The 22,460-nt window shown below is 60.1% G+C and carries 18 protein-coding genes and 1 riboswitch; of the genes, 6 read left to right on the forward strand and 12 right to left on the reverse strand.

Annotated features, from left to right (window positions below):
* Positions 1-13: 13 nt before the first annotated feature.
* From parE to P2W41_RS08970, 8 genes are all read right to left on the reverse strand, one after another.
* A complete protein-coding gene (gene parE, locus P2W41_RS08935; RefSeq protein ID WP_292900192.1) occupies positions 14-2,071 on the reverse strand; it encodes a DNA topoisomerase IV subunit B in 2,058 nt (685 codons plus the stop codon).
* A gap of 192 nt (positions 2,072-2,263) precedes the next feature.
* The gene (gene gcvP, locus P2W41_RS08940; RefSeq protein WP_404934890.1) at positions 2,264-5,065 is read right to left on the reverse strand and encodes an aminomethyl-transferring glycine dehydrogenase; all 2,802 of its coding nucleotides are present in this window, start codon (positions 5,063-5,065) and stop codon (positions 2,264-2,266) included.
* Between the two features lie 9 nt (positions 5,066-5,074).
* The gene (gene gcvH, locus P2W41_RS08945; protein WP_404934891.1) at positions 5,075-5,443 is read right to left on the reverse strand and encodes a glycine cleavage system protein GcvH; all 369 of its coding nucleotides are present in this window, start codon (positions 5,441-5,443) and stop codon (positions 5,075-5,077) included.
* 7 nt (positions 5,444-5,450) lie between these two features.
* The gene (gene gcvT, locus P2W41_RS08950) at positions 5,451-6,554 is read right to left on the reverse strand and encodes a glycine cleavage system aminomethyltransferase GcvT (RefSeq protein WP_404934892.1); all 1,104 of its coding nucleotides are present in this window, start codon (positions 6,552-6,554) and stop codon (positions 5,451-5,453) included.
* A 148-nt stretch (positions 6,555-6,702) separates the two neighbouring features.
* Positions 6,703-6,801, reverse strand: a riboswitch (glycine riboswitch).
* A gap of 125 nt (positions 6,802-6,926) precedes the next feature.
* Positions 6,927-7,310, reverse strand: coding sequence for a helix-turn-helix domain-containing protein (locus P2W41_RS08955; protein ID WP_292896038.1), 384 nt, complete (start codon positions 7,308-7,310; stop codon positions 6,927-6,929).
* Between the two features lie 210 nt (positions 7,311-7,520).
* Complete coding sequence (gene fghA, locus P2W41_RS08960) at positions 7,521-8,360, reverse strand: S-formylglutathione hydrolase (protein ID WP_404934894.1); 840 nt, start codon at positions 8,358-8,360, stop codon at positions 7,521-7,523.
* Positions 8,361-8,364: 4 nt separating this feature from the next.
* Complete coding sequence (locus P2W41_RS08965) at positions 8,365-8,829, reverse strand: YaiI/YqxD family protein (RefSeq protein WP_292900190.1); 465 nt, start codon at positions 8,827-8,829, stop codon at positions 8,365-8,367.
* A 4-nt stretch (positions 8,830-8,833) separates the two neighbouring features.
* A complete protein-coding gene (locus P2W41_RS08970; RefSeq protein ID WP_292896034.1) occupies positions 8,834-9,961 on the reverse strand; it encodes an S-(hydroxymethyl)glutathione dehydrogenase/class III alcohol dehydrogenase in 1,128 nt (375 codons plus the stop codon).
* Positions 9,962-10,157: 196 nt separating this feature from the next.
* Between P2W41_RS08970 and P2W41_RS08975 the strand changes: the two genes are divergently transcribed.
* From P2W41_RS08975 to dnaE, 3 genes are all read left to right on the forward strand, one after another.
* Positions 10,158-12,170: an acetyl-CoA carboxylase biotin carboxylase subunit gene (locus P2W41_RS08975; protein ID WP_404934895.1), complete on the forward strand. Its 2,013-nt coding sequence runs from the start codon at positions 10,158-10,160 to the stop codon at positions 12,168-12,170.
* A gap of 13 nt (positions 12,171-12,183) precedes the next feature.
* A complete protein-coding gene (locus tag P2W41_RS08980; RefSeq protein WP_404934896.1) occupies positions 12,184-12,870 on the forward strand; it encodes an HAD hydrolase-like protein in 687 nt (228 codons plus the stop codon).
* 102 nt (positions 12,871-12,972) lie between these two features.
* Positions 12,973-16,497 carry a DNA polymerase III subunit alpha gene (dnaE, locus tag P2W41_RS08985; protein WP_292896028.1) on the forward strand — a complete coding sequence of 1,175 codons (3,525 nt, stop codon included), beginning with the start codon at positions 12,973-12,975 and terminating at the stop codon, positions 16,495-16,497.
* Positions 16,498-16,558: 61 nt separating this feature from the next.
* Here dnaE and P2W41_RS08990 read toward each other — a convergent pair whose 3' ends face one another.
* Positions 16,559-17,869, reverse strand: coding sequence for a DNA polymerase IV (locus tag P2W41_RS08990; protein ID WP_404934897.1), 1,311 nt, complete (start codon positions 17,867-17,869; stop codon positions 16,559-16,561).
* A gap of 83 nt (positions 17,870-17,952) precedes the next feature.
* Between P2W41_RS08990 and P2W41_RS08995 the strand changes: the two genes are divergently transcribed.
* A complete protein-coding gene (locus P2W41_RS08995; RefSeq protein ID WP_404932965.1) occupies positions 17,953-18,537 on the forward strand; it encodes a GNAT family N-acetyltransferase in 585 nt (194 codons plus the stop codon).
* A 96-nt stretch (positions 18,538-18,633) separates the two neighbouring features.
* Here the strand turns inward: P2W41_RS08995 and P2W41_RS09000 are convergent, their stop codons facing one another.
* Together P2W41_RS09000 and P2W41_RS09005 are read right to left on the reverse strand one after the other, a co-directional pair.
* A complete protein-coding gene (locus tag P2W41_RS09000) occupies positions 18,634-19,287 on the reverse strand; it encodes a hypothetical protein (RefSeq protein ID WP_292896024.1) in 654 nt (217 codons plus the stop codon).
* Between the two features lie 21 nt (positions 19,288-19,308).
* The gene (locus P2W41_RS09005; protein WP_292896022.1) at positions 19,309-19,593 is read right to left on the reverse strand and encodes a DUF3572 domain-containing protein; all 285 of its coding nucleotides are present in this window, start codon (positions 19,591-19,593) and stop codon (positions 19,309-19,311) included.
* A 235-nt stretch (positions 19,594-19,828) separates the two neighbouring features.
* Between P2W41_RS09005 and P2W41_RS09010 the strand changes: the two genes are divergently transcribed.
* Both P2W41_RS09010 and P2W41_RS09015 read left to right on the forward strand, forming a co-directional pair.
* A complete protein-coding gene (locus tag P2W41_RS09010; protein ID WP_292896020.1) occupies positions 19,829-20,200 on the forward strand; it encodes a response regulator in 372 nt (123 codons plus the stop codon).
* Between the two features lie 43 nt (positions 20,201-20,243).
* On the forward strand, positions 20,244-21,608 hold the full coding sequence (locus P2W41_RS09015; protein WP_404932966.1) for a PleD family two-component system response regulator: 1,365 nt from the start codon (positions 20,244-20,246) through the stop codon (positions 21,606-21,608).
* A gap of 555 nt (positions 21,609-22,163) precedes the next feature.
* Here P2W41_RS09015 and rpmG read toward each other — a convergent pair.
* Positions 22,164-22,331 (reverse strand): 50S ribosomal protein L33, encoded by a 168-nt coding sequence (rpmG, locus tag P2W41_RS09020; RefSeq protein ID WP_007008183.1) that lies wholly within the window; start codon positions 22,329-22,331, stop codon positions 22,164-22,166.
* Positions 22,332-22,460: the final 129 nt, after the last annotated feature.

The raw sequence follows: 22,460 nt of genomic DNA on the forward strand, positions 1-22,460 counted from the left end.
AGAATCGGGCGGATTAGATATCCAGCTCGTCGGCGAACTCTGCGTTTTCCTGAATAAAGCGGAAACGCGCTTCCGGTTTGGTGCCCATCAGGGAATCGATGGCGCTCTTTGTCGCTTCCTCGCCATCGAGAACCGACACGCGCAGCAATGTGCGTTTGGCCGGATCCATGGTCGTTTCCTTGAGTTGGCTCGCCATCATCTCGCCAAGACCCTTGAAGCGCCCGATCTCGACTTTGCCGCGTCCCGTGAATTCCGTTTCCAGAAGCTCGTCCTTATGCGCATCATCGCGCGCATACATGGTCTTGCCGCCCTGGCTGATGCGGTAGAGCGGGGGTACGGCCATGTAGAGATGCCCGTTCTCGATAAGCTGCGGCATCTCCTGGTAAAAGAAGGTGATCAGCAGAGAGGCGATATGCGCGCCGTCGACATCGGCGTCCGTCATGATGATCACGCGATCGTAGCGCAGATCGTCTTCTCGGTATTTCGACCTGGTGCCGCAGCCGAGCGCCTGAACGATGTCGGAGATTTGCTGGTTGGCGGCGAGCTTTCCCGTGCCCGCACTTGCCACGTTCAAAATCTTGCCGCGTAGTGGCAGAACGGCCTGACTGGCGCGGTTGCGAGCCTGCTTGGCGGAGCCGCCGGCCGAGTCGCCCTCAACGATGAAGATTTCAGCGCCCGCTGCAGCTCCCATGGTGCAGTCGGCGAGCTTTCCGGGAAGGCGCAGCTTGCGCACCGCGCTCTTGCGGCTGACCTCCCGCTCCTGACGGCGGCGAAGTCGCTCGTCAGCGCGCGCGACAACCCAGTCGAGAAGCTTCGAGGCTTCCTGCGGGTTTTCGGCCAACCAATGATCGAACGGATCGCGCACGGCGTTTTCAACGATGCGCATGGCGGCAGCCGTTGCGAGCTTGTCCTTGGTCTGGCCAACGAACTCCGGCTCGCGCACGAAGACGGAGAGCATGCCGGCGGCCGAGATCATCACGTCTTCGGAGGTGATGATGGAAGCGCGCTTGTTGCCGGTGAGCTCGGCATAGCCGCGAAGACCGCGCAGGAGCGCGTTGCGGAAGCCGGTTTCGTGGGTTCCGCCTTCGGGCGTGGGCACCGTGTTACAATAGGAATTGAGCATGGCGTCGCCGCCATACCAGGTGATGGCCCATTCGACTGCGCCATGTCCTGAGGTTTTCTCGCTACGGCCGGAAAAGACTTCCTTCGTGACCTGAAACTGCCCGTCAAGCGAGGCGATCAGATAGTCCTTCAGACCGCCGGGGAAGTGGAAGGTGGCCTTGTCCGGTGTCTGGTCCTTTTCACCGATCAGTTCGGGTGCACAGACCCAGCGGATCTCGACACCACCGAAAAGATACGCCTTGGACCGTGCCATGCGGTAGAGGCGCGCAGGTTCGAACCTGGCGCCCTTGCCGAAGATCTGCTCATCCGGCTTGAAGCGCACCTTCGTGCCGCGACGGTTGTGAACGTCGCCGAGCTTTTCGAGCCCGCCCTGCGGCAGGCCGCGCGAAAAGGTCTGACGGAAGAGCTGGCGATTGCGCGCCACTTCGACTTCGAGGAGTTCGGAGAGTGCATTCACGACAGAAACGCCGACGCCATGCAGACCGCCGGAGGTCTCGTAGACCTTGGAATCGAATTTTCCGCCAGCGTGCAGCGTGGTCATGATGACTTCGAGCGCCGATTTGTCCCTGAACTTCGGGTGCGGGTCGACCGGGATGCCGCGGCCGTTGTCAGTGACGGAGAGAAAGCCTTCCGCGTCAAGCTCCACTTCGATGAAGGTGGCATGACCGGCCACCGCCTCGTCCATCGAGTTGTCGATGACTTCGGCGAAGAGGTGATGCAACGCCTTGTCGTCGGTGCCGCCGATATACATGCCGGGACGTCGGCGAACAGGCTCAAGTCCTTCCAGAACCTCGATGTCTGCGGCGCTATAACCCTCGCTGGAGCTCACGGATGAGGCAGAAGGCGCGGGCCGCGATGCGGCCTTGCGCGCCGGTGCTGCCGGCTCCGGTGCTTTCGCACGTTCCACATTTGCGGGCATTCCGGCGAAGAGGTCGTTGTTGTCGTCCATGAAGCGTGTGGTGTCCTGTCCGCGAATCACATCGCAGTTTGCCATGGTTTACAAGGCAAAGCGAAGCCTGTTCCGGTTCCGTTCGGAGTGTGTAGACGACGCTTTAACAGAAAGCGCGGGGCCCAGCCAAGAGGTGTGGTAAAAATGAGCGATCATCTCCCCAGCGCGGGGAGATGATCTGTGGGGCAAGCGTCAGCTTGCCAGCGCTTCGATGGGCGGGCAGGCGCAGACCAGATTGCGGTCGCCACCGACATTGTCCACCCGTGATACTGGCGGCCAGTATTTGGAAGCAGAAGCGAGCGAACCTTCGGGGAAGGCGGCTTCACTGCGGCTGTAGGGATGTTCCCATACGTCTCCCATCAGCTCCATCGCCGTGTGCGGAGCGTTGACCAGCGGATTGTCGTCCCTGGGCCACTCGCCCTTTTCCACTTTCGCTGCTTCCTCGGCAATGGAGATCATCGCCTGGCAGAAGCGATCAACCTCGCTCTTCGGCTCCGATTCAGTCGGCTCCACCATCAGTGTTCCCGCAACGGGAAAGCTCATGGTGGGGGCGTGGAAGCCATAGTCGATGAGCCGCTTGGCGATGTCGTCGACGGTGATGCCGGCACGATCCTTGAAAACGCGCGTGTCGAGAATGCACTCATGCGCGACCCGGTCATTGCGGCCCTTATAGAGCACGGGGTAGTGCTCCTTCAGCCTGTGAGCGATGTAGTTGGCGTTGAGGATTGCCATTTCCGTCGCCCGTTTGAGTCCGTCTCCACCCATCATGCGGATATACATCCACGTGATCGGCAGGATCGACGCGCTGCCATAGGGCGCGGCCGCCACCGCCTGGCCGCTGCCCAGAGCCACATGGCCCGGCACGAACGGCTTCAGATGTGCCTTGACGCCGATGGGTCCGACACCCGGTCCTCCGCCGCCGTGGGGAATACAGAAGGTTTTGTGCAGGTTCAGATGGCAGACATCCGCGCCCAGATCGCCCGGACGGGCAAGGCCGACCATGGCGTTGAGGTTGGCGCCGTCGAAATAGACCTGGCCGCCATGCTCGTGGATGACCGCGCACATGTCGCGCACGCCCTCCTCGAACACGCCGTGGGTTGACGGGTAGGTGAGCATGAGAGCGGCAAGCCTGTCTGAATGTTCCGCCGCCTTCGCCTTCAGATCGTCCTGGTCGATATTGCCATCGTCGGTGCAGCGCACGACCACCACCCGCATACCCGCCATGGAGGCAGACGCAGGATTGGTGCCATGGGCGGAGGAGGGGATGAGGCAGATATCGCGATCGGCCTCGCCGCGCTCGGCATGATAGCGGCGGATCGCCAGAAGCCCGGCATATTCGCCCTGGCTGCCGGCATTGGGCTGAAGCGAGACCGCATCGAAGCCCGTGATTTCCGACAGCCAGCGGTCGAGATCATCGATCATCCGGCGATAGCCTGCCGTGTGCTCGGCCGGAGCAAACGGATGCAGGCCTGCCACTTCCGGCCAGCTCACGGGCATCATCTCGGCTGCAGCGTTGAGCTTCATGGTGCAGGAGCCGAGCGGGATCATGGCGCGGTCCAGTGCCAGATCCTTGTCGGCGAGCCGGCGCAGGAAGCGCATCATTTCCGTTTCCGAGCGGTGGGCATGGAAGTCGGGCTGGGTGAGAAAGCCTTCGTCGCGCGCTTTTGACGGCGCGAGCCGCGGTGCATCATCCGGCAGTTTCGCGCCGAACAGGGCGGCAAGGGCTGCAAGATCATCTTCGTCGGTGGTCTCGTCGACATTGATCCCGATCCGATCCGCGTCGATTACGCGAAGGAGACGGCCGCCAGCCTCGGCTTTCTGGGCGATTTCCTCGGCCTTGCCCGGAACGATGGCGGTCACCGTATCGAAGATCGTGTCGCCTGCAAGCCCGATGCCTGCGGCTTTCAACGCTGCATGAAGACGTGACGAACGCGCGTGGATGCCTTCGGCAATGGCAACGAGCCCTTCCGGTCCGTGCCATATGGCGAAGGCCGCCGCCATGTTGGCAAGCAGGGCTTGCGCAGTGCAGATGTTGGAGGTCGCCTTGTCTCGACGAATGTGCTGCTCGCGGGTCTGCAGTGCGAGGCGGTAGCCCGGACGGCCATGTGCATCGACGGATTGGCCGACAAGGCGACCCGGCATCAGGCGCGTGAGCTTGTCGGAAACGGCGCAGTAAGCTGCGTGCGGTCCGCCGAAACCCATGGGGACGCCGAAACGCTGCATCGAGCCCACCGCGATGTCTGCATCGAGCGATGCCGGCGTTTCGCTGAGAAGGAGGCCAAGAGGATCAGCCACCATGATGACAATGGCGCCCTTGTCTTTGGCTTCGGCGATGAGTGCGCCGTGGTCGCCATAGACGCCATATGTATCCGCCCAAGGCACGATAAGGGCGAATGTGTCTTCGTCGATCGTGTTGCCGTCGACCTCGATGCCCAATGGTTCGGCGCGGGTGACGACCACATCATGCGTTTGCGGATGGAGTTCACCGGCGAGTGCCAGCCTGTTGCGTCTGGAGCGATGGTGCCGCCAGGCAATGCCCACGGCCTCAGCCACTGCCGATCCCTCATCCAGAAGTGACGCCGAGGCGACAGGCAGGCCGGTCAGTTCCGTCACCAGTGTCTGGAAGTGGAACAAAAGCTCCAGGCGGCCCTGGCTGATTTCCGACTGATAGGGCGTGTACGCCGTATACCAGGCCGGATTTTCGAACAGATTGCGCTGTATGACCGGCGGCACCTTCACGCCGTGATAGCCGGTCCCGATAAAGCTCTTCAGCACCTTGTTCTGGCGCATGGCGGCGCCGAGCTCGTTGAGGGCTTCGGTTTCGCTGGCTGCCTGCGGCAGGTCGAGCGGGCGGTCGAAGCGGATGGAATTTGGCACCGCCTGCGTGATCAGCGTTTCCAGTGAGGGAACACCAAGCGTGGCCAGCATGGCCTTGGTTTCCTCACCGCGCGGGCCGATATGGCGGGCGGCAAAAGGGAGCGATTTGGCGGGCATGGTGTTTCCTCAGGCAATCGACGCCTTGTAGGCGGCTTCGTCCATCAGGCCTTCAAACTGGCTTTCGTCGGAGAGCTTCATCTTCCAAAGCCAGCCATCGCCGGTTGGGGCGGAGTTGATAAGCGCGGGGTCGCTCGCAAGAGCATCGTTCACCTCGGAAATCTCGCCGTCGGCGGGCGCGTACACGTCGGATGCAGCTTTCACGGATTCCACCACAACGGCTGTGTCGCCCTTTGAAAGCGTCGCGCCGATTTCGGGCAGTTCCACGAAAACCAGATCGCCGAGTTGTTCCTGCGCATAGTCGGTGATGCCGACGGTTGCGACGCCGTTCTCGACTTTGATCCACTCGTGGTCTTCGGTGAAGTAGGTCTGGCTCATCTGGCTGTTATCCTTTTTTGTAGCGCTGCGGCGTGAAGGGAAGGGGATGAACATCGAGTGCGATGCGGTTGCCGCGCACTTCGGTAAAAAGACGGGTGCCGGGTTCAGAGAGCGATCTGGCCACATAGCCCATGGCCACCGGATGCCCAGCCGATGGGCCAAACCCGCCGGATGTGACGCGACCGACCGTCTCGCCCGCGTCGCTGATCAACAGTGCACCGGCACGGACCGGCTGACGCCCTTCCGGCTTCAGACCGACGCGCTTTTCCACTGCGCCGTCCGCGATGATTTTCTGCAATGCCTGCGCGCCGATGAATTTGCCTTCTTCTCGCAGTGCCTTCGGGACGGCCCAGAGGATGGCTGCACTTGCCGGATCGGTGTTTTCGTCAAGATCCTGACCATGCAGGCACAGGCCTGCTTCCAGGCGCAGGCTGTCGCGGGCGGCAAGACCGACCCAATGGACGCGTTCATCGTCGAGCAGCGTGCGGGCGAAGCGCTCGGCTTCATCGAGGGGCAGGGCGACCTCGAAACCGTCTTCACCGGTATAGCCCGAGCGGGCTGCGAACCAGCCCTCGCGGGGTTCTGTGCCGGTCATGAAGGTGAGGTCGCTCAGATCGAGGCCCGCCGCAATCATGGCAGCTTCGGCTTCAGGGCCCTGCAGCGCCAAGAGCACGCGTTCTAGCGGGGTGAGCGAAACCTCGAACGCGGTAGCAATGGCCCGGAAATGCGCTTCGTCCTTGTCGGCATTGCCGGCGTTTGCAACGACCATGAAGCGGTTTTCGCCAAGACGCGTGACAATCAGATCGTCGATGATGCCGGCGTTCTCGTTGAGAAGAACGGTGTATTTCGACTGGCCTTCCTTCAGGGCGGCTGCGTCGAGGGGGCAGGCGCGCGACAGGAATTCGCCAGCATCTGAGCCTTCAACCTCGAAAAGCTGCATGTGGGAAATGTCGAAGAGCCCCGCGCTTTCGCGCGTGTGAAGATGCTCTTTCATCACGCCGGCAGGGTAGGTCAGCGGCATGCGCCAGCCGGCAAACGTGCCGAACCGGGCGTTTGCCTCTTCATGCAACGCTTCCAGCGGCAGATGTTTCTGAGGTTTCGTGTCGCTCATCATTCCTCCAGAATCGCACGCATGCCGCGATCAGCGACATGTTCGTGCCCCTCTGTCGGAAGCCTGAGAGACTCGCGCAGCCGGAACCCTGTCGACCACGCTTACACCTTCGGCGCGGGGATCGCTCCCCGACTTTCCAGAGTGTCTTGGCCCGCCTACGGTTCTTTTGCCTGAGAGATTTCGGGCGATTTCCCCTTCGGCGTCCGCTCCGGCACATGCCGGTTTGGCTCTCTCCCGCAGACAGGCAGGGCTTCTGCCCTCGACGGCTGGAAACTAGCGCAGGCCGCGGTGTTTGTCACCTGCCATAACGCTGACTGTTGTTTTGGCATCACGCTTTCTGTGCACAATGCCTCACCGTCCTGCATTCCTGCGTCAGCCGGCGCCTTGCGCACGGGCAAGATCCGTCTCGATCCGGGCGATGATACGATTGGTTTCTTCCTGGAGCTTGCGGATGCGTTTCAGATTGGCTGAAACCGCGTTCACGAGTTCCGAGCGGCTTTCGTCAACAGGCGAGACGCCGACGCCGTGCAGGAGCCAGGAAAGGCTTACATTCAGAACGCCTGCGAGCATGGCCAGACGGTTGGCACGGGGCTGAGATCGATCGCTTTCCCACGCCTGGATCGTTGCGGCCTTGACGCCGAGGCGACGGGCAAGCTCTGAAACCGAGAGGCCCATGGCGTCGCGAGCCCTGGAAAGACGCCCCCCCATCGTGTCCCGGTCGGGTGACTCTGCATAGATGTGTGCGGTGTCCTGCACCAGTCGGCACCTCCGATTTTTAAACGAACATCGTTGGCTGGATGCCCCCGCCTGATGGCGGGATTTCGCGAGGAAGCATGCCGGAAGCGACGCGCCGGCACAAGTTTGTGTCGCTGCGCCGCTTGTAGTGAGGCTAAAACGCTTTTTGTGACAGTGATTTAGGTGAAAAAGGTAAGAGGATGATTCATGGGTTTCATGCGTTGAATCAGCTCAATCGCCAGCAAGGCGCCTGGCGTGCCAGTCGAGGTGGTCATTCATGAAGGTCGAGATAAACAAATAGGAGTGGTCATAGCCCTCGCGCATGTTGAGCGTGAGCGGAATGCCCGCCTTCTCGCATGCCTTTTCGAACAGCCATGGCCGCAGACCCTCGTCAAGGAAACCGTCTGCCGAACCCTGATCGATGAGGAATTCGGGAAAGCGTGCGCCATCGGCCACAAGTGCGCAGGCGTCGTATTGGCGCCAAACCGCCGGGTCCTCTCCGAGATATTTTTCAAGAGCCGGTTTCGACCAGTCTGCTGTCGAGGGTTCGACGATGGGAGCGAAGGCAGAGCAGCTTTTGAACCGGTCGGGGTTTTTAAGCGCGATGGTCAGCGCGCCGTGCCCGCCCATGGAGTGGCCGAAAATGCCCTGGTGGCTCATATCAGCCGGGAATTTCTTTGCGATCAGCGCCGGCAGTTCCTCTGTGATGTAGGAATACATGCGGTAGTTCTGGGCGAAAGGCTCCTGTGTGGCGTCCACGTAGAACCCGGCACCTTTGCCGAATTGCCAGTTGTCCGCCTCGTCCGGCACGTGATCGCCGCGCGGGCTCGTGTCCGGGCAGACGATGATCAGGCCGTGCTCTGCCGCCATGCGCCGGTATTCGCCCTTGTCCATGACATTCGCATGCGTGCAGGTGAGGCCGGACAGATACCACAGAACGGGGCGGGGACCATCAGCGGACTGAGGAGGCATGAAGACGGCGAAGGTCATGTCGCACCGGCAGGTCTCAGATGCATGGCTGTAAACGCCCTGAACCCCGCCGTGCGAGCGGGCGGTGGAGACGGTTTTCATAGGTTCAGTCCCTTTGTTCTTTCACGGCGCGCCGCACGGTGCGGTCGAGCGCCTGCAGAAAATCGGAGCGGTCGCGGGCGGTGAAACCGGGGTTGTATCCCTTGATCTCTCCGGATTCGCGGAGATCCTGCTTGAGGTTGCGCATGGCAACCGCCATGCCGATGGTTTCTGGCGTGAACGGCCGGCCGGTGGGGCCAAGCACATGGACGTCCCTTTGAACGAGGCGGGCGGCCAGCGGCACATCGGCCGTGATGGCGATGTCGCCCTTAACGGCATTCTCCGCGATCCAGTCGTCGGCGGCGTCGGCGGTGCCGGGCACCACCACATGCCGCACCATGGGATCGCGTGAAGGGCGCAGCCCGCCATTCGAGACATAGACGATGACAAGCCCGTGCCGCTCGGCGACACGGGCTGCTTCCGGCTTCACCGGACAGGCATCTGCATCCACATAGATGGTGGTCAAGGTGATGGCCTCAGTAGACCACCACGGAGCGGATGGATTCGCCTGCATGCATGAGATCGAAGCCCTTGTTGATCTCGTCGAGCGAAAGCGTGTGCGTGATCATCGGGTCGATGTCGATCTTGCCCTCCATGTACCAGTCGACGATCTTGGGCACGTCGGTGCGGCCGCGCGCGCCACCGAAGGCAGTGCCTTTCCAGGTGCGACCGGTGACGAGCTGAAAGGGACGGGTGGAGATTTCCTGACCCGCGCCGGCCACGCCGATGATGATGGACTCGCCCCAGCCGCGATGCGCGCTTTCCAGCGCCTGACGCATGACATGGACATTGCCCGTGCAATCGAACGTGTAGTCCGCGCCGCCGATCTGATCCGCGCCGCGCCTGGTCAGGTTGACGAGATATGGAACGAGGTCTTCGCCGACTTCCTTCGGATTGACGAAATGCGTCATGCCGAATTTTTCGCCCCACGGCTTCTTGTCATTGTTGAGGTCGACGCCAATGATCATGTCGGCTCCGGCAAGCCGCAGGCCCTGAATGACATTGAGGCCGATGCCGCCGAGGCCGAACACGATGGCGGTCGCGCCGATTTCCACCCTGGCCGTGTTGATGACGGCGCCGACGCCCGTGGTCACGCCGCAGCCGATATAGCAGATCTTGTCAAAGGGGGCGTCGGGATTGACCTTCGCCACCGCGATCTCGGGCAGCACAGTGAAGTTCGAGAATGTCGAGCAGCCCATATAGTGATGCAATTTCTCGCCGTTGATCGAGAATCGGCTCGTGCCATCCGGCATCAGCCCCTGGCCCTGGGTGGAGCGGATAGCGGTGCAAAGATTGGTTTTCTGCGACAGGCAGGACGGGCATTCACGGCACTCGGGCGTGTAGAGCGGGATGACGTGATCGCCCTTTTTGAGGCTTGTTACGCCAGGGCCTACATCGACGACAATGCCGGCACCTTCATGGCCCAGAATCGCCGGGAAAATGCCTTCGGGATCGGCGCCCGACAGAGTGAATTCATCCGTATGGCAGATGCCGGTTGCCTTCACCTCGATCAACACTTCGCCGTGGCGAGGACCATCGAGGTCCACTTCCATGACTTCAAGTGGTTTTCCTGCCTGAACGGCAACAGCGGCACGGGATTTCATGGACACTTCTCCTGCAAGTCCGGAATCTACAACGAAAGTTTCAGGAATCGTTTTGGACCGCAAGCCCGATCGGGCAGCAGGTTCTCGCAAAGAGACAAACCCGCTTCTCGTGCGAGAAGCTCGGGAAACGCTTGAGCACGAGCATGCAAGGCCATAGAACAGTGACAAAGCTGTTCGCTGGGGGGAAACACCGTTCATGTTCAAGAAGATCCTCGTTGCCAACCGCGGTGAAATCGCCTGCCGGGTGATGAAGACAGCAAAGCGCATGGGCATAGCGACCGTTGCAGTCTATTCCGATGCCGATGCGGATGCCGTACATGTGGAGATGGCAGACGAGGCGGTGCATATCGGCCCGGCCGCCGCCAATCAGAGCTATCTGTTGGGTGAACGGATCATTGCCGCATGCAAGCAAACCGGCGCTGAAGCCGTTCATCCGGGTTACGGGTTTCTGTCCGAAAATGCCGCCTTCTGCGAGAAGCTTGAGGCGGAGGGGATTGTTTTCATCGGACCCAAACCGAAGGCCATTCAGGCCATGGGCGACAAGATCACGTCCAAGAAGATTGCCGCAGAGGCCGGGGTGTCAACGGTTCCGGGTTTCATGGGCCTGATCGAAGACGCCGAACATGCGGTGAAGATCGCCGGTGAAATCGGTTATCCGGTGATGATCAAGGCATCGGCGGGCGGTGGCGGCAAGGGCATGCGGATCGCGTGGAACGATGCGGAAGCGCGTGAAGGTTTTGAACGCTCGAAATCAGAGGCAGCATCGTCTTTCGGCGATGACCGCATTTTCATCGAAAAGTTCGTCGAAGAGCCGCGGCACATTGAAATTCAGGTGTTGGCCGACGCGCATGGCAACTGCCTTTACCTCGGTGAGCGCGAATGCTCCATTCAGCGCCGCAATCAGAAAGTGGTGGAGGAAGCGCCGTCCCCATTTCTCGATGCGGAGACCCGCGCTGCCATGGGTGCGCAATCGGTGGCGCTCGCAAAAGCCGTTGATTATCAGAGTGCTGGCACGGTCGAGTTCATCGTCGACAAGAACCGGAATTTCTATTTTCTGGAAATGAACACACGCCTTCAGGTGGAACATCCCGTGACAGAGCTTGTCACCGGCATCGATCTGGTGGAGCAGATGCTGCGGGTGGCGGCGGGAGAGGCGCTGTCCTTTGGACAGGCGGATGTAAAACTCAATGGCTGGGCCATTGAAAGCCGTATCTATGCCGAGGATCCGGTGCGCAATTTTCTGCCTTCCATCGGCCGGTTGACACGGTATCGCCCACCACGGGAAGGGCGCTTTGGGGACGCAGTGCTGCGTAACGACACTGGTGTCACCGAGGGCTCGGAAATCTCCATGTTCTACGACCCGATGATCGCCAAGCTGTGCACCTGGGCACCCGAACGCCTGGACGCGATCAACGCGATGAGTGAAGCGCTGGATCGTTTTGTCATCGACGGTATCGAACACAACATTCCTTTTCTTGCCGCGCTGATGAGCCATCCACGCTGGCGTGAGGGACGCCTGTCGACGGGCTTTATCGCCGAGGAATTCTCTGAGGGATTCTCGCCACCTCGTCCCATGGCAGGGGAGCGGGTGGTCCTCGCCGCAGTGGCGCTCGCCGTGGAACTTCTGCGGCGTGACCGGCTGGACCGACTGGCTGACCGGCTGGCGCCTCACTCGGGCGAGTTGAAGCGGGATTGGGTGGTGCGACTGGACGACGATTACCTTTCCGTCAGTGTTGTCGAAGGCATGATTTCGATCCCGCTGGAAATGGACATTCAAATCGATGGTGCTGATCCACTGACAGTGCGCTCCAGTTGGCGACCTGGAGAGCCGGTCTGGGAAGGGGAGGTCAATGGCCGTGCCGTAGCCGTTCAGGTGCGGCCTATTCTGAATGGTGTGAAGCTCGCGTGGCAGGGTGTCTCTGCCGACGCTCGCGTCATGTTGCCAAGAATTGCTGAACTCGATCGGTTGATGCCGGTGCGTGAAGCGCCGGATACATCGAAGATGCTGCTCTGCCCGATGCCGGGGCTCGTGGTATCCATAGCGGTGAGTGAGGGGCAGGAGGTCAAAGCCGGTGAGACACTGGCGGTTGTGGAAGCGATGAAGATGGAAAACGTGCTGCGTGCGGAGCGTGATGCCATGGTATCGAAGATCAACGCTGCGCCGGGTGACAGTCTCGCCGTGGACGCGGTCATCATGGAATTCGAATAGGAGCTTTTTCTGAATGGCGGAAGGAACCATGCGGGCAGCGGTGCTGTTCGATCTCGATGGCACGTTGACCAACCCGTTCGCAGGAATATCGAACTGTATCCGCCATGCGATGGAGAAGATGGGATGCAGGGCTCCGGATGATGATGCGATCCGATCTCACATCGGACCGCCCTTGCAGGTAACATTCGCCGACTTTCTGGAAACGGATGACAACGCGCGCATATGGGAGGCGGTCGGGCACTATCGTGAACGCTATCAGCGGATCGGTAAGTTCGAAAACGAACTGATCCCCGGCATCAAGGATGTGCTCGCCCATTGCGTTGAGGCGGGGTATTTTCTGTCGGTGGCGACATCGAAGCTGGAGCGTTACAGCAAAGACATCATCGCCCATTTCGGCCTCTCGGAATATTTTCATGCCATTCATGGTTCCGCGCCCGATGGGAGTAACTCAAACAAGGCGGACCTGATCCGGCATATTCTGGCGACCGAACCCATCGATCCGTCAAACATCGTCATGATCGGAGACCGGCTTCATGATGTCGCCGGTGGCAATGCCAACGGCGTTCCGACCATCGGCGTATTGTGGGGGTTCGGTGACAGGGCTGAACTCGAAGAGGCTGGTGCAGTGGCTGTTGTGGAGCGGCTTTCGCAGCTTACCGCTGCGATCGATCGGGTTCTGGTACCTGCACCGGCGATCTGACCTCTGAATAAGTCGTTGGCGGCCGAGCGTCGGCCTTTACGCTCGATGCTCAATACGGAACAATGTCGATCTGAGTCTTCAGGAAAGAGACGGCATCGATTCATGGCGAGCGACCGACGTTTGCGCGATCCGATTTTCGCGGCAGCAGAGCGTGTGAAAAACAGGCCCGAACGGCCATTCATACATCTGCGTGTGCATTCGGCCTATTCGCTTCTTGAAGGAGCGCTGCCGCTTGGAAAGATCATCGGCCATGCGCTGAAAGACGAAGCGCCGGCGATCGCAATTACCGACACGAACAATCTCTTCGGTGCGCTCGAATTCTCACAAAAGGCCTCAAAGGAAGGGTTGCAGCCCATCGTCGGTTGTCAGCTTGATACCGCGTTTGAGGATGCGCTGACGGAGGCCCGCCGCGGCAATGGTCGTAAAGGCGGGGGCGCGCAGTATGAGCCCCTGGTCCTGATCGCGGCTACCAGGGAGGGGTATTCCAACCTCGTGCGCCTGGTGAGCCGGGCCTATCTGGAAAACGAGCCCGGCGAAGCCACCCACATAACCACGGAATGGCTGTCCGAACTTGCTGAGGGGATTATCTGCCTGACCGGAGGACCGCGCGGACCCATCGGAGCGGCGCTGAAGGCTGACCGGCAGGAGGTGGCCGAGCAGCGACTGCTTTTCCTCAAAGAGTGTTTCGGCAACCGGCTCTATGTGGAACTGGAGCGGTTTGAGGGCTACGACCGGGCGCTGGAGGCGGCTACTGTCGACCTTGCCTACAGGCATGAATTGCCGCTGGTTGCCACCAATGAGGCGTTTTTCCCTGCCCGTGACGATTATGAAGCCCATGATGCGCTGATTGCCATTGCGGAGGGGGCTGTTATCGCCATGGATGACCGCCGGCAACTCACGCCTGACAATTACCTCAAGAGCCAGGCGGAGATGGCCAGGCTCTTTTCCGATTTGCCCGAGGCCATCGACAACACGATCGAGATCGCCCGGCGCTGTTCCTATTTCACGCAGACGCATCCGCCGATCCTGCCGCGCTTTACGGGCGCGGATGCCGTCGATGCGGAAGCCGCCCTACAGGCCGAAGCGGATGAGCTGCGTCGGCAGGCCCATGAGGGGCTGGAGCGGCGAATCGAAACGCAGGGGCTGGCGGAGGGCTACACGCGCGAGACTTACGTCGAGCGGCTCGACTATGAGCTTGGCATCATCGAACGCATGAAGTTCCCCGGATACTTCCTGATCGTTTCGGACTTTATCAAATGGGCCAAGGCGCAGGATATTCCGGTGGGGCCGGGGCGTGGGTCGGGTGCGGGCTCGCTTGTCGCCTATGCGCTTACGATCACGGACGTGGATCCCCTGCGCTTCTCGCTTCTGTTTGAGCGCTTCCTCAATCCCGACCGCGTGTCCATGCCCGACTTCGACATCGATTTCTGCCAGGATCGTCGTGAAGAGGTGATCCGCTACGTGCAGGAGAAGTACGGCCGTGATCAGGTGGGCCAGATCATTACCTTCGGTACGCTGCAGGCCCGCGCCGTACTGCGTGATGTGGGGCGCGTGCTGCAGATGCCTTATGGGCAGGTGGACCGGCTGTGCAAGATGGTGCCGTCCAATCCGGCCAACCCGACGCCCTTGCCAAAGGCCATCGAGGACGAACCGCGTTTTGCCGAGGAAGTGGAGAAGGAGCCGATTGTCGGCACGCTTCTCGACTATGCGCAGAAGCTGGAAGGGCTCTACCGCCACGCCTCCACGCACGCTGCCGGCATCGTGATCGGTGATCGACCGCTATCGGAACTGGTTCCGATGTATCGCGACCCGCGCTCCGACATGCCGGTCACCCAGTTCAACATGAAGTGGGTCGAGCAGGCGGGACTGGTCAAGTTCGACTTTCTCGGGCTCAAGACACTGACGGTTCTGGAAACAGCGGTAAAGCTCATCCGCCGGCGCGGGATCGAGATCGATCTGTCGCGCATTCCGCTGGACGACCCGGACACTTACGCCATGCTCTCACGCGGTGAGACGGTCGGTGTGTTCCAGGTGGAATCGGCGGGCATGCGCAAGGCGCTGATCGGTATGAAGCCTGACCGGATCGAGGACATTATCGCGCTTGTGGCGCTCTATCGTCCGGGTCCGATGGAGAACATCCCGACCTACAATGCGCGCAAGCATGGCGAAGAGGAAATCGCTTCGATCCACCCCAAGATCGACCATCTGGTGAAGGAGACGCAGGGCGTTATCGTCTACCAGGAGCAGGTGATGCAGATCGCGCAGGAGCTGGCCGGCTACACGCTCGGACAGGCTGACCTTCTGCGCCGAGCCATGGGCAAGAAGATCCGCGCCGAGATGGAAAAGCAGCGCGGCATCTTCGTGAAGGGCGCTACCGAGCGGGGCGTTTCCAAACCGCAGGCCGATTTCATCTTCGATCTTCTGGCCAAATTCGCCGACTATGGCTTCAACAAGTCGCACGCCGCCGCCTACGCCATCGTCTCCTATCAGACGGCCTATCTGAAGGCGCATTATCCGGTCGAGTTCCTGGCCGCGTCCATGACCTATGACATGGCCAACACAGACAAGCTCAACGATTTCCGGCGCGATGCCATGCGGCTTGGGATTGAGGTCGTTTCTCCCTCGGTGCTGACGTCGCATCGGCCCTTCGAAGTGGGCGAGAACAAGATTTACTACGCGTTAGCCGCGATCAAGGGCGTGGGCGATGCGGCGGTCGAGCACATCGTTGAAAAACGCAATGAAAAGCAGTTCGAAAGCCTTGAGGATTTCTGTGCCCGCATCGATCCCAAGATCGTCGGCAAGCGGGTCTTCGAAAGCCTTATTCAGGCTGGGGCCTTCGACTGTTTCGGGCATGACCGGGCCGCCCTTTTTGGTGGGATAGACCGCTTGATGGGGATGGCGGCGCGCGCTGCCGAAGATGCGGCGATGGGGCAGGGCGATATTTTCGGCATGTCAGGGGGCGGTGAGCCGCAGAAAATTCACCTGCCGGCGGTCGAGCCATGGTCGGCCGCCGACAAGCTCCACCGGGAATTCCAGGTTGTCGGCTGCTATCTCTCGGCGCATCCGCTTGATGAATATGCCGAAATCCTTGAGAAGATGCGGGTGCAGAACTGGGCCGATTTCCAGGCCGCGGTAAAACGCGGCGCGACGGCCGGCCGGCTTGCCGGCACCGTTACGTCCAAGCAGGAACGGCGCACGCGTACCGGTAACAAAATGGGGATCATTCAGCTCTCCGATGCCACCGGCCAATATGAGGCGGTGCTGTTTTCCGAAGCTTTGGCGCAGTACCGGGATCTGTTGGAGGCGGGCTCTTCCGTGGTCATCATGGTGGGGGCCGAGAACAGACCTGAAGGTGTCAATCTGCGTATACAGGCCGTGCAGTCTCTCGAAGAGGAAGCCTGCCGGATGCAGAAGGCGTTGCGGATCTATCTTCGTGATCCCAGGCCCCTTCCGGCGATCTCCTCGCAACTCACGCAGCGTGGCGACGCGCAGGTGAGCCTGGTGGTGATCAAGGATGGCGGCCAGGGGGAAATCGAGGTCGGTCTGCCCAACCGGTACCGCATATCGCCACAGATTGCTGCTGCGATGCGGGCTGTGCCGGGTGTCGTCGAGGTAGAACTTGTTTAAGGTCTGATTGCCGCCGAGCCGGGCGGAGCGCAGAAGGAAAAGCCGGCAATCTGCCTAGCTTTCAATCCTCTTCATCACGCTGCGGCCGGCCAGCCTTTCCCTGTCGGAAAGTGTAGCCGGTCTCAACGGCCTGTTTGCCGAATTTCTCGCGCAGACTGTCCATTGCACCCTCTGCGAGGGCACGTTTGTGGGAAAGGCGGTCTACAAGATCGGGCGGATCGGCCTTGGCTGCATCCGTAAGATCACTCACCCCAATGCCGAGCAGGCGAAAGCGAGTGCCGTCGATTTCGCGCTTCAGCAGTTCGAGCCCGGTATGAAAAATCCGGTCGGCCAACCGGGTCGGGTCTCCCAGTTGTCGGTTGCGCGTACGGATACGGAAGTCGGCGGTTTTGAGTTTTAGGACAATCGTACGGCCTGCAATATCCGCTTTCTTGAGGCGCGCTGAAACCCGCTCCGAAAGCGCACGCAGCACCGGAACCAGATCCTCCGCAGTCGACAGGTCGATATTGAACGTGGTTTCCGAAGAAACGCTTTTCGCCTCACTGCGTGGCTTTACGCTACGGTCGTCCAGTCCGCGCGACAGGTGATAAAGACGATCTCCCATGGTTCCATAGCGGCGCATGAGGTCGCCGCGCTCCATGGTCTGCAATTGCCCAATGGTGTTCAGTCCGTCCCGCGCCAGCGTTGCGGCAAAAGCCTTTCCCACACCCCAGATCAGGGTTACAGGCTTTTGTGAGAGAAAGGAGAAAGCTTCTGCTTTGCCGATGACCGAGAAGCCTCTCGGCTTGTCCAGATCGGAGGCGACCTTGGCCAGGAATTTGCAATAGGAAAGCCCGACCGAAACAGTGATGCCGACATCTTCTTCCACCTGGCGAGCAAAGCGGGCGAGCACCAGTGCCGGTGGAGCGCCGTGCAGTTTCTCGGTACCGGAAAGGTCAAGAAAGGCTTCGTCGATGGAAATGGGCTCGACCATCGGGGTGAGCGCTTCCATCATCGAGCGTACCTGGCGGCCGACGCGCGCATATTTTTCCATGTCGGGCTTGATGACGATGGCTTCCGGGCAAGCTTCAAGAGCTTTGAACATGGGCATCGCAGAGCGTACGCCGTTGATCCTGGCAATGTAGCAGGCTGTCGACACGACCCCCCGTTTCCCGCCACCGATGATAACGGGCCTGTCGCGCAGCGCCGGATTGTCACGCTTTTCGACTGCAGCGTAAAAGGCATCGCAATCGATATGGGCCAGGAAAAGATTTTCCAGTTCCACATGGTCGAGTATGCGCGGACTGCCGCATGACCGGCAACGCCTGGACGCAGTCTGCGCCGGGCTCAGGCAATCACGACAAAGGCCGTGCGGAAGGGCGTTGACAGGCATGGCGGATCATGTGAACATAAAGTGAACATGCATATTACTGGAAACGCCGGCGCAGCACAAGTTGCGGCGTGGAGGAGGGCCGGGTGGTCTATGAAGTCGCGCCTCTGTCACCGGAGAGATGGCCGGTATTTGAGGAACTGTTTGGCAAACAGGGGGCCTGCTACGGGTGCTGGTGTACGCATTTCCGGCTGCCGCCGGCGGTGCGGCGCGAGAACAATCGCGAGCGCAACAAGGATCACATCAAGGCGCGGATCGAAGCTGGTCCGCCACCCGGACTGCTACTGATTGAGAACGGCCGTGCCGATGGCTGGATGCAGATCGGCCCTCGCGGTGACGTTCCGGAATGGAACAACAGGGGCCGGGTTTCAGCACCGGTGGAGGATGGCGATGCCGGAGATCCCGAAGTCTGGGCGATATCCTGTTTTTTCCTGAGACCGTCTGTGCGACGAAAGGGGCTGTCACATCAGCTCGTTGCTGCGGGGATCAAGCATGCCCGACTTGAAGGAGCCCGTATTCTGGAAGCCTGTCCGATATCCCACTCCAAGGATTCGCGCTCCATCGGTCTGTTCGTCGGGGCGACACGGGTCTTTGAAAAGGCAGGTTTCAAGACGGTTGTGGAGCGCAAGGCAGGCCGCCCTCTCATGCGGCTGACACTGCAATCTCCGTAGCCGTCCTGGCTGTACCACCAGGTCGCGCCCGAAACAGATTCCGGCGGCGCACGAAGCGCTTCCGACCGCGAATGACCATGTGAGAAAGCTTCTTGGCTACAGCGCGAGCGAGCGGGCGATCTTTTCACCGGCCTCCTTCCAGTGCTCCACCACCGTGATCCCCTCGGGGATTGGCGGCATGAGCGCGCGGACGGAATTGTCGGCCATGAGATGAAAAAGATGAGCATCCTCGACCGTGTCGCGCACGGAAACGAGGTTGTAATACATGTCATCCACGAAGGCGACGGGGCGGGGATGCTCTCCACGCAAGCGCTTGATCGCAGGACCCTTGGCGCGTTCAGTCGTCAGCAGCGGATAGTGCATTTCAAGTTGATCGAGCAAGGTGCGCCGCGTCTGCCTATACCGGTGTGGCATGGCGGTCAGGAGCACAACCTGGCTCGAAGTGGAAAGGCGCGCGATGGTTTCTGACGCATCTTCGGCGAGTTTCTGCCAGTCGTGCTGAACCTCGAAGAAGGAATCGACGAGCTGTGCAACCGTTTCGTCGTTGGCGCGCTTACCAGAGGACAGGTCGACGACGTTTCCGTTCAAGCCGAAACTTTCTAGCTTCAGTTCGAAGCCGCGGGTGCGCAGGTATTCCGGAAACGGTCTGATGAACTCCAGGATCACGTCGTCAACGTCCAGCACAAGCAGAGGGTCGTTGCTTAGGGATAGTTCGTCAATCTGCCTGGCGGTTTCAGGATCAATCGTCATGTGTTTTTGTCCAAAGTGGTATTAAGGCTGGATGTCGTAGAATGTGTTGCCATGTGGCAGGAAGGATGGTGCTCGCGCAACGATCTCCGGAGCGATGCCGCTTTCCTCGGAAAAACGCAGCAGAGTCGGTTCGTGCGCGAGGACGAATTGCAAGACCCCGGCCAAAAAACCTGGTTCGGCTGCCACCACGCGGATCTGGTTTGCCTCGATACCGGTAAGTGAGAGAAACCGGGGGAGGAGCTGATCGTCTGCCGCAATAAAAGCAAGGGCGGAAACGGCGATGGTCTCGGCGTCCTCTCGTTGCATGGTAGAACCTCTTCATTGGACATGAAAAGCCATTGTGGCCTGTCGATCAGACGAATTGCGCGTCGATCCTGGGGCGCTATGCTGTAAAGCTACGATTCGCAGGCGCCCATTACCGATTCATAAATCAAATCGTGCAAGGGTGGGGCCGGAAATTTCGCGGTTTGACGCGGTTTGAAGTGGTGTCGGCGAGGGCTGGTGACAAGCGGCGACGCGGGGTTGAGTGGGACGGGGTGAGATGCCGAAGAAAGTCATGATCGTCGAAGACAACGAGCTCAACATGAAGCTCTTTCGCGATCTTATCGAGGCAAGCGGCTATGACACTGTGCGGACCCGTGACGGGCTGCATGCGCTCGACCTTGCACGCGAGCACCGCCCGGACCTTATTCTGATGGATATCCAGTTGCCGGAGGTTTCTGGGCTTGAGGTCACGAAATGGCTCAAGCAGGATGATGACCTCCATGCGATCCCCGTTATTGCAGTGACGGCCTTCGCAATGAAAGGCGATGAGGAGCGCATCCGGCAGGGCGGATGCGAAGCCTATATCTCGAAGCCGATTTCCGTGCCGAATTTCATCGAAACGATCAAATCCTATCTGGGGGATGCCTGATGCCTACGGTTGGCTTCCCGAAGACATTCGTGAGGAGCCGGCCATGACCGCGCGCATTCTGGTTGTCGACGACGTCCCGTCCAATGTGAAGCTGCTCGAAAGCCGGCTCCTGGCCGAGTATTTCGAGGTTGTCTGCGCCCATAGCGGGGCAGAGGCGCTTAAAATCTGCTCCGGTGGGACGGTGGATGTCGTCCTGTTGGATGTCATGATGCCGGAAATGGATGGCTTTGAGGTCTGCCGCAGGCTCAAAACGGACGATGCCACGCAGCACATCCCGGTCGTGATGGTGACAACACTTGGCGAAACATCGGATCGGGTACGAGGGCTGGAGGCCGGCGCTGACGACTTCCTTTCAAAGCCGGTGGACGATCTCCAGCTGGTGACGCGAGTAAAAAGCCTGGTTCGTCTGAAAATGCTCACGGACGAGTTGCGGCTGCGCACCGAGACGATCGACAATGTGGGTTTTGAACCGGGTATGGAGGACGACCGGCGCGGCGTGCCTCCCATTCTGTTGATCGATGAGGATATCCGCTCTTCTTCCGCGGTTTCTGCCATGCTGCAGGGACGTTTCTCTCTGGATGTGGAGGACGATCCGCAGGCCGGATTGTTTCGTGCTGCCGAAGGCGGTTATGAATGCGTTCTGGTGACCTCCAACTACACGACCTATGATCCGCTGCGGCTTTGTGCCCAGCTGCGGGCGCTGGATCGCACCCGGCTTCTTCCGGTGATGCTGGTGGTCGAAAGGGAAGAGGAGGCGATGATTGCGCGGGCGCTGGAACTGGGAGTGAACGACTACATCGTCCGCCCGGTTGACGAGCAGGAACTGCAGGCGCGTCTGCGGACACAGCTGAGGCGCAAGCGCTACAATGATCGTTTGCGCTCGAGCGTCAGTCAGAGTTTTCGTATGGCCGTCACCGATCCACTGACGGGCCTTCACAATCGCCGTTATCTCGAAACACACTTGCCGAAGCTCCTGGCGCGCGCCGTCGCGCGGCGAAGGCCTTTGTCGGTGATGATGGCTGATATAGATCGGTTCAAGGCAATCAACGATCGCTGGGGTCATCCCAGTGGTGATGATGTGTTGCGCGAGTTCGCCGACCGGTTACGCCAGAATATCCGCGGTATTGACCTGATTTGCCGGTTCGGCGGCGAAGAGTTCGTTGTGGTGATGCCGGATACCGAGCATGACGTGGCAGAGATGGTGGCGGAGCGCCTGCGGGTTGCCATTGCCAGCGAACCCTTCACGGTCGACGGAGGCAAAAATGCGATTGCCGTTACCACGAGCCTGGGGGTTGTCGGTTGCGCAGATGGCAATGATGATCCGGCTGATCTGATAAAGCGCGCGGACATTGCGCTCTATGATGCGAAGAGCAAAGGTCGCAATCGCGTGGTGGCTTCTGCCGCCTGAAGCCCGCCACAGAGAAAGCCACCAAAGGTCCGGCGGTAGTCGATAGCCCTGCCTTCAGGTTTTGGAGCGAGCGTCATTCCCTGGCGCATTGCGGGTATGCTGCAGCACGAAAGAGTGATGATGCATTCCACCAATTTGGGGGCTGACGGAACGCTACATGCGCCCCATATTTAACCCTAACGCCAGTGAGTTGGCGGGAATGGTTAAGTAAGTATTGATTTTCTGACCGCCCTGCGCAAATCTCTCGGCCGAAAGGGGCGGGCTTACGTCTCGGCGTTGCCGGGCAGCCGTCTCGGGATACCCCATGATGCTCAGGTCCGCCGCATCTCCTGGGTCCGTGGGGTCGGCCGGCCGGCGCTGGTTGATAGTGGCCTCCTCGTACCGCTGCCAGTTTGCCGACCGGCCCCCAGTTTCTTCAAATCATGATCTTCGGCTTCCGGGGTTCTCGGAAGGTTTTCTGCAACGCGCAGTCTTCGGGTCTCGCGGGATGCTGATTTCTCAAAAAGAAAACGCCACCCGAAGGCGGCGTTTCAACGAAATGCGGTGAAACCGGATCTATTTGATCTTGGTTTCCTTAAACTCCACATGCTTCTTGGCGATGGGGTCGTATTTCCGCTTGGTCATCTTGTCTGTCATCGTGCGGCTATTCTTCTTCGTGACGTAGAAGAAGCCCGTGTCCGCCGTCGACTGGAGCTTGATCTTGATGGTCGTGGCCTTCGCCATATCTGTCGTCCGTTTCTGGTGGTTTGTCGGTCGCGCAAAAGCAGAATCTCTCCACCAGCGCTTAAAGAGTCTGGCGGACACATAAAGGGTACGCGCGGAAAGTCAAGCCGGGTTGTTCGAGTGGCGGGC

The sequence above is a fragment of the Nitratireductor sp. L15S-10 genome, from assembly GCF_045011005.1.
In the GTDB taxonomy this organism is placed as follows: Bacteria; Pseudomonadota; Alphaproteobacteria; order Rhizobiales; family Rhizobiaceae; genus Nitratireductor.